At 72.6% G+C, this 9,430-nt stretch carries 1 pseudogene; it reads right to left on the reverse strand.

The annotated features are described in order from the left end of the window. Positions 1–38: 38 nt before the first annotated feature. Positions 39–9,395 (reverse strand): annotated as a pseudogene (locus tag F9C12_RS05105) (type I polyketide synthase); the annotation flags it as partial. Positions 9,396–9,430: the final 35 nt, after the last annotated feature.

Consider the following 9,430-nt stretch of genomic DNA (forward strand, 5'->3'; position numbering starts at 1 on the left):
TCGTCAATACACCAGCGCGGACGCGCGAAAGCGCGGGATCACCGGCCGAGTTCGGTGTGGATGAAGTCGAAGATTTCCTCGTCGGAGGCGGATTCGAGCTTCTCCGCGGCGTTCGCCTGCCCGTCGCGGGCTCCCGCGTCGGTCCAGCGGGAAAGCAGGCTCTGGAGACGCTCGGCGACCAGTTCGCGGGTCTTCTCGTCCGGCGCCGCGTCGGTCAGCAGCGAGCCGAGCCGGTCGACCTCCTCCACCAGCGAGACGGGCCGGGCCTCGTCCTGGAACTGCTCGGACCACAGGTGGCCGGCCACCGCGGCCGGGGTCGGGCAGTCGAACAGCAGGGTCGCGGGCAGCCGCAGCCCGGTCGCCTCGCCGAGCCGGTTGCGCAGCTCCACCGAGGTCAGCGAGTCGAAACCGAGGTCGCTGAACGCCCGGCCGGCCTCCACGTCGTCGGGCGAGGCGTAGGAGAGCACGGCCGCCGCCTCCGCCTGGACCAGCGAGACCAGCGCCCGCACCTGTTCGGGACGGGACAGTCCGGCCAGCCGTTCGGCGAGGTCCGTCGCGCCGTCCCCGGCCGGGGCGGGGCCGGACTCGTCCAGCGCCTGCCGCACTTCCGGCAGGTTTTCGACCAGCGGGCTGCGCCTGCGCAGCGTGAACGTCGGGGCGAAGGTAGCCCAGTCCACGTCGACCACCGTCGTCTGGGCCGCGCCCTCGTCGACGAGCTGCGCGAGGACCTGGACCGCCTGTCCCGGTTCCAGGACGGAGAAGCCGCCGCGCGCCAGCTGCGCGATGCCCTCCTCGCTGGTCATGCCGCCGCCGCCCCACGGGCCCCACGCCACCGAGGTAGCGGGTTCGCCGCGGGCCGCGCGGTTTTCCGCGAGCGCGTCCAGGTAGGCGTTGGCCGCCGCGTACACCGACTGCATGGCGCTGCCCCAGGTCGCCGAGATCGAGGAGAAGAGCACGAACGCGTCGAGGTCGGCGTCGCGGGTCAGCTCGTCCAGATGCCGCGCGCCCTCGGCCTTCGCCGCCAGCACCGAGGCCGCCTCGGCCGGGTCCGTGTCGGCGATGGCGCCGAACTGCCCGATGCCCGCGGCGTGCACCACGCTGGACAGCGCGGGCCCGGTCGCGGCGATCCGGTCCAGCAGCCCGGCCAGGTCGGGCCGGTTGCCCGCGTCGCAGGCCACCACTTCCACGTCGGCTCCCTGCGCGGCGAGCCCGGCGACCAGCGCGACGACGCCCTCGCTCGGCCCGGTGCGGCTGGCCAGCACCAGCCGCTCGGCGCCGCGGGCGGCCAGCAGGCCCGCCACCCGGCCGCCGATCGCGCCGGTGCCGCCGGTGATCAGCGCGGTGCCCAGCGACATCCACGGCGCCGCCGCGTCCCCCGTGCGCGGCGCGCGTTCGAGCCGGCGGCCGTGGATCCCCGCGGTGCGGATCGCGACCTGGTCTTCCCCGGCGCCGGCCAGCACCGCGGCCAGCAGGCCCGCCGTGCGGTCGTCGAGGGCGGCGGGCAGGTCGAGCAGACCGCCCCACCGGCCGGGGTGTTCCAGCGCGGCGACCCGGCCGAAGCCCCAGACCTGCGCCTGCACCGGGTTCGTCAGCGGCGTGCCCGGCGCGGTGGCGACCGCGCCCGAGGTGGCTGTCCACAGCGGCGTGTCCGGATGCGCGTCGCCCAGTGCCCGCACCAGGTCGAGGGTCGCGGCCAATCCCTTGTTCAGCGCGGGATTGCCCGGCGTCGGGGTCTCGTCGAGTGCCAGCAGCGAGAGGATTCCGCTGAGTTCGCCGCCGGGCATCGGGTCTTCGGGCGAGAGCAGCAGCACCTCGGCGCCGCGAGCCCGCAGAGCGGCTTCGCAGTCGCTGGCGAGCCGCTGACCGCTCGGCGCGACGATCGCCCAGGTCCCGTCGAGAGCGACGGGCCCGGGGTCGGCGATCGGAGCCCAGACGGTGCGGTAGCGCCAGTCGCCTGTCGCAGCCCGGCCCAGTTCGCGGCGCCGCCACGAGGCCAGCGCCTCCAGCACCTCGCCGACCGGGCGCTGGTCGTCCAGTTCCAGCACCTCGGTCAGGTGCGCGAGGTCGCCGCCCTCGACCGCGGCCCAGAACCGGGCCTCGGCCACCGTTTCCGCGGCCTCGCCGCCCGGCGCGGGCTCCAGCCAGTAGTGCTGGTGCTGGAACGCGTACGTGGGCAGCTCCACCGGCGTCCCGACCGGCAGGATCTCGGCCCAGTCCACCGCCAGTCCGTGCACGAAGCCCTCCGCGAACGCCGTCAGCAACCGCTCCGCACCCGCGTTGTCCCGCTCGACCGTCCCGACCGCGACAACCCCGGAAACCCCGGCGTCCTCAGCAGTTTCGGTGATCGACGCGGTCAACACCGGATGCGGGGAAACCTCCACAAAGGAATCGAAACCGTCCGCCAGCAACGCCCGAGTCGCACTCTCGAAACGCACCATCTGGCGCAGATTCCGGTACCAGTAACCCGCATCCAGCTCCTCGCCCGACACCCAACCGCCCGTGACGGTCGACATCATCGGCACCCGACCGGCCTGCGGTTCGATCCCGCCGAGTTCGTCAGCCAGCACACCTTCCAGCGGCTCCACCGCCGCCGAATGCGCGACAAAATCCGTCTCCGGAACCCGCCACCGCAACACCTTCCGCGACGCCAGCTCCCGCTCGAACTCCGCCAACGCCTCCGGATTGCCCGACACCACCGTCGCCGCAGGGCCATTCACCGCCGCCACCGACAGCCGATCACCCCACCGCTCCACCAACTCGGCCACCGAACCGACCGGCGCGACCACCGACACCATCGACCCCTCGACCGACAGCCCGGACAAGCCGCGGGACCGCGCAGCAACCACCCGAGCCGCGTCCTCCAGCGACAACATCCCCGCCACCGTCGCCGCAGCAACCTCACCCTGCGAATGCCCCACCACAGCCTCGGGTTCGACACCCGCGGCCTCCCACACCGCAGCCAACGACACCATCACCGCCCACAACAACGGCTGCACGATCTCCGCCGACGCGAGTTTCACCGCGTCCAGCAATACTTCCCGCGGAGACCAGTCCACAAAGGACTCCAACGCACGCGCGCACTCCGCGAACCGCGCCGCAAACACCGGACTCTCATCCAGCAACGCGCGACCCATACCGGCCCACTGCGCACCCTGACCGCCGAACACAAACACCGGACGCACACCAGACCGCGCCACACCCTGCACCGGCACACCCGACCGCAGCGACGCCAGGTCGCCGCCGACCGTCACCGACCGGTGCTCGAACACCGACCGCGTCACCGCCAGAGACCAGCCCACGTCGACCGGGTCCAGCTCCGCGCGGGCGTCGATCCACGCCGCGAGCCGATTCCCTTGTGCTGCCAGGCCGTTCGCCGACCGCCCCGACACCGGCCACGCGGTCAGTCCGCCCGTGACGACGGGAACCCGCTCGTCGACGAGTTCCGCCGCGACCGGCTCCGGCGCCTCCTCGAGAATGAGGTGCGCGTTGGTCCCGCTCATCCCGAACGAGGACACCCCCGCCCGGCGCGGCCGGTCCTCCGCGGCCCACGGCTTGGTTTCGGTCAGCAGCCGCACCTCGCCGGACGCCCAGTCCACGTGCGGCGAACGCTCGTCGGCGTGGAGAGTGCGCGGCAGCTCCCGGTTCCGCAACGCCTGCACCATTTTGATCACGCCCGCCACGCCGGCCGCGGCCTGCGAGTGCCCGATGTTCGACTTCACCGAACCCAGCCACAACGGACGACCCTCCGGCCGCCCCTGACCATAAGTCGCCAGCAACGCCTGCGCCTCAATAGGATCACCCAGCGGAGTACCGGTCCCGTGCGCCTCCACCACATCAACGTCCTCAGTGGACAAACGCGCACTCGCCAACGCCGCCCGGATCACCCGCTGCTGCGAAGGACCATTCGGCGCCGTCAACCCATTCGACGCACCATCCTGATTCACCGCCGAACCCCGCACCACCGCCAAAATCCGGTGCCCGTTGCGTTCGGCGTCGGAAAGCCGTTCCACCACCAGCATGCCCGCGCCCTCGCTGAGGCCCATGCCGTCCGCGCCGGAGCCGAACGGCTTGCACCGCCCGTCCGGCGCGAGCCCCATCTGCCGGCTGAACTGGTTGAACAGCAACGGGCTCGCCGCCACCATCACCCCGCCGGCCAGCGCCAGGGAGCATTCCCCGGAGCGCACCGCCTGGCAGGCCAGGTGCAGCGCCACCAGCGACGACGAGCACGCCGTGTCCACGGTGACCGCGGGGCCTTCCAGCCCCATCACGTAGGCGACCCGGCCGGACACCACGCTGGTGGAGATGCCGGTGACCAGGTGCCCGTCCAGTTCGCCCCGCAGCCCGGAGCTCCAGCCGTAGCCGGAGGCGGACGCGCCGGCGAACACCCCGGTCGCGGAACCCCGCAGCGACGCCGGGTCGATCCCGGCGCGCTCCAGCGATTCCCACGCCACCTCCAGCAGCAACCGCTGCTGCGGGTCCATCGAGACCGCCTCGCGCGGGCTGATCCCGAAGAACCCGGCGTCGAAACCGGTGGCGTCGTACACGAATCCGCCGGACCGGACCGGTTTCCCGGAGTAGCCGTCGCCGCCGGCCGGCATGTCCTCGACCGCCCAGTTGCGGTCGCCGGGCAGCACCGAAATGGCGTCGGTCCCGGCGGACACCAGATTCCACAGGTCCTCGGGGCTGGTGACGCCGCCCGGGTACCGGCAGCTCATCCCGACGATCGCCAGCGGTTCGTCGGTGACCGCCGCCGCGACCGGCGCCGGGGCGGCGGTCTCGTCCGCGCCGGACACCTTCGCCAGCAGGAACGCGGCGGCGGCGTTCGGGGTGGGCGCGTCGAACAGCAGCGTCGCCGGAAGAGCGAGACCGGTGGCGGCGCTGAGCCGGTTGCGCAGTTCCACCGAGGTCAGCGAGTCGAAGCCGAGGTCGCTGAACGCCCGGCCGGCCTCCACGTCGTCGGGCGAGGCGTAGCCGAGCACGTCGGCGGCCTGCGCCTGGACGAGCCCGACCAACAGCCGGGTCCGCTCGGACTTCGACAGCCCGGCGAGTTCCTGCCGCAGCGTCGCGTCGTCCTCGGCGTCGGCGCCCTCCGGTCCGGCGAGTGCCTCGCGGACCTCCGGGAGGCTCTCGATCAGCGGGCTCGGGCGGCGCAGCGTGAAGGGCGGAGCGAACCGCGCCCAGTCGATGTCGGCGACGGTCAGCCGGTTCTCGTCGCCGTCGAGGATCTGGCCGAGCGCTTCGATGGCGCGGTGCTGGTCCATCACCAGCAGACCGCGCCGGATGCCTTGCGCGGCGCCGTCGGCGTCGGTCATGCCGCCGCCGCCCCACGAACCCCACGCCACGGAGGCGGCGGGCAGGCCCGCGGCCCGGCGCTGTTCGGCGAGGGAGTCCAGGAAGGTGTTCGCGGCGCCGTATGCGGGTTGCAGGCCGCTGCCCCAGGTCGCGGAGATCGAGGAGAACAGCACGAACGCGTCCAGGTCGGAATCCCGGGTCAGCGCGTCGAGATGCACCGCGCCCGCGACCTTCGCCTCGAGCACGGCGGCGGTCTCGGCGAGATCGGTTTCCGCGACCGTGGCGGCCTGCCCGATGCCCGCGGTGTGCAGCACCGAGGAGACCGCGGGTCCGGTCCGCGCGGTCCAGTCCAGCAGCCCGGCCAGTTCCGCCCGGACGCCCGCGTCGCAGGCGACTACGTCCGCCCGGGTTCCCGCCGCGGCCAGCTCCGCGGCCAAGGCGGGCACGTGCCCGGCGGCCGGTCCGGAACGGCTGGTCAGCACGACGCGTTCGGCGCCGCGCCGGGTCAGCCAGCGGGCGGTGTGCCCGCCGATCGCGCCGGTGCCGCCGGTGACCAGCGCCGTCCCGCGCGGGGTCCACGTCCGGTCCGTCGCCTTCGGCCGGTCCGCCCTGGCCAGCCGCCGCCCGAGGAGGCCGCCGGCGCGAATCGCGACCTGGTCCTCGCCGCAGCCGGCAAGCACCGCGGCGAGCCGGTCGCCCGCCGCGGCGTCGAGTTCCGCGGGCAGGTCGAGCAGACCGCCCCAGGCTTCGGGGTGCTCCAGGCCGACCACGCGGCCGAGCCCCCACGCCTGCACCTGCACCGGATTCGGCACGGTGTCGTCGGCCGCGGCGGCGAGCGCGCCCTGTGTGGCCACCCACAGCTGTGCCTCGACTTCCAGGTCCACCAACACCTGCGCCACGGAAAGCGTCCGGGCCAGTCCTCGGGTCAGGACCGGGTGTTCGGGCATCGACGTCTCGTCGGTCGCGAGCAGCGACAGCACCCCGGCGGGCTGCGTCTCCGGCAGCGCCTCGTCGAGGAACTCGGTGACTTCTTCGCGCGTGACGACCCCGTCGGGCAGCTCGGCGACCAGCACCTCCGCGCCGCGGGCCTCGAGCGCCCGCGCACAGCTCGCGGTGAGATCGTCGGCCGCGTCCGCGGTGAGCACCATCCAGACGCCGTCGAGGGAAACCGGGGCCGGATCGGCCACCGGGGTCCACATGGTGCGGTAGCGCCAGTTCTCGGTCGCGGCCCGGCCCAGTTCCCGGCGCCGCCACGTGGTCAGCGCCTCCAGCACCTCGCCGACCGGACGCTCGTCCTCCAGTTCCAGCACCTCGGTCAGGTGCGCGAGATCGCCGCCCTCGACCGCCGCCCAGAACCGCGTCTCCGCGACCGTTCCCGCGCCGTCGCCGCCCGAAGCGGCCTCCATCCAGTACCGCTGGTGCTGGAACGCGTAGGTGGGCAGCTCGACCGGCGTCCCGACCGGCAGGATCTCGGCCCAGTCCACCGCCAGTCCGTGCACGAAGCCTTCCGCGAACGCCGTCAGCAACCGCTCCGCACCGGCGTTGTCCCGCTCGACGGTCCCGACCGTCACCACACCCGCGACCCCGGCGTCTTCCGCGGTCTCGGTGACCGAGGCCGTCAGCACCGGATGCGGGGAAACCTCCACAAAGGAATCGAAACCGTCCGCCAGCAACGCACGGGCCGCTTCCTCGAAACGCACCATCTGGCGCAGATTCCGGTACCAGTAACCCGCATCCAGCTCTTCGCCGGACACCCAGCCGCCCGTGACGGTCGACATCATCGGCACCCGACCGGCCTGCGGTTCGATCCCGCCGAGTTCGTCAGCCAGCACCGCCTCCAACGGCTCCACCGCCGCCGAATGCGCGACAAAATCCGTCTCCGGAACCCGCCACCGCAACACCTTCCGCGACGCCAGCTCCCGCTCAAACTCCGCCAACGCCTCCGGATTGCCCGACACCACCGTCGCCGCAGGGCCGTTCACCGCCGCCACCGACAGCCGATCACCCCACCGCTCCACCAACTCGGCCACCGAACCGACCGGCGCGACCACCGACACCATCGAACCCTCGACCGACAATCCCGACAGCCCCCTGGACCGGGCCACCACGACCCGGGCCGCGTCCTCCACCGACAACATCCCCGCCACCGTCGCGGCCGCGACCTCGCCCTGCGAGTGGCCGACCACCGCTTCCGGCGTCACGCCCGCGGCCTCCCACACCGCCGCGAAAGACACCATCACCGCCCACAACAACGGCTGCACGACCTCCGCCGACGCGAATTCCGCCGCGTCCAGCAACACTTCCCGCGGCGACCAGTCCACACAGGACTCCAACGCCCGCGCACACTCCGCGAACCGCGCCGCGAAAACAGGACTCTCCGCCAACGCGGCACGCCCCATGCCCACCCACTGCGCACCCTGTCCGCCGAACACGAACACCGGACGCACGCCAGAACGCGCCACACCCTGCACCGGCACACCCGACAGCAGAGCATCCCGGTCCCCGCCGACCGTCACCGAACGATGCTCAAACGAAGTCCGCGTCGCCGCCAGCGACCACCCGACATCCACCGGATCCAACTCCGGACGCGCCCCAACCCACGCCGCCAACCGATCCCGCTGCGCCGCCAACCCGTCCGCCGAACGCCCCGACACCGGCCACGCGGTCAACCCGCCCGGCTCCAGCACCGGTACCCGCTCGTCCGCGACCTCCAGCGCTTCCTCTTCCGGCGCGTCCGGCTCGGGCGCGGGCTCTTCGGCGGCAGGCGCCTCCTCGACGATGATGTGCACGTTGGTGCCGCTCATGCCGAACGCCGACACCCCGGCCCGGCGCACCCGCTCCCCCGCCGGCCACGGCACCGGCTCGGCCAGGAGCCGCACGTCCCCGGCCGACCAGTCCACATGCGTGGTCGGTTCTTCCACGTGCAAGGTGCGCGGCAGTTCCTGATTGCGCAGCGCCAGCACCGTTTTGATGATCCCGGCCATGCCCGCGGCCTGCTGGGTGTGCCCGATGTTCGACTTCACCGAACCCAGCCACAACGGACGACCCTCCGGCCGACCCTGACCATAAGTCGCCAGCAACGCCTGCGCCTCAATAGGATCACCCAACGGCGTACCCGTCCCGTGCGCCTCCACCACATCAACGTCCTCAGTGGACAAACGCGCACTCGCCAACGCCGCCCGGATCACCCGCTGCTGCGAAGGACCATTCGGCGCCGTCAACCCATTCGACGCACCATCCTGATTCACCGCCGAACCCCGCACCACCGCCAAAATCCGGTGCCCGTTCCGCCGCGCGTCCGACAGCCGTTCCACCACCACGACACCCGCGCCCTCGGCGACGCCCATGCCGTCCGCGCCCGCGCCGAACGTCTTGCACCGGCCGTCCGGGGAAAGCCCGAGCGACGTGCTGAAGTCGGTGAACAGCACCGGAGTAGCCGCGACGAAGGCACCGCCGACCAACGCCATCGCGCACTCCCGCGAGCGCAGCGCACGACAGGCCAGGTGCAGCGAAACCAGCGACGAGGAGCACGCCGTGTCCACCGTGATCGCCGGCCCTTCCAGGCCCAGCGTGTAGGAGATCCGGCCGGACAGAATGCTCGTGGCATTGCCGGTCATCACGTGTCCGTCGTGCTCGCCCTGCTTGCCCGAAAGCCAGCCGTAGCCCGAACCGGACGCGCCGGCGAACACCCCTGTCGCGGAACCCCGCAGCGACGCCGGGTCGATCCCGGCGCGCTCCAACGCCTCCCACGCCACCTCCAGCAGCAACCGCTGCTGCGGGTCCATCGAAAGCGCCTCGCGCGGGCTGATTCCGAAGAACCCGGCGTCGAAACCGGTGGCGTCGTCGACGAAGTTGCCCTCGCGCACCTCCGCGGCGGTGACGTCCCAGCCGCGGTCCCGCGGCAGTTCGGCGACCGACTCGCGCCCGTCGGACAGCAGCTCCCACAGGTCCTCCGGCGTCGCCACGCCGCCGGGGAACCGGCAGCTCATGCCGACGATGGCGATCGGCTCCTCGCCGGAGGATTCCACCTCCTGCAGGCGCTGCCGCGTTTCGTGCAGGCTGGCGGTCACCCGCTTGAGGAAGTAGCGGAGCTTGTCTTCGTTCACTTACGTCACCCCGTCGAGGAAGTCGCGTCTTC

It is taken from the genome of Amycolatopsis sp. GA6-003 (assembly GCF_046267895.1).
Classification (GTDB): domain Bacteria; phylum Actinomycetota; class Actinomycetes; order Mycobacteriales; family Pseudonocardiaceae; genus Amycolatopsis.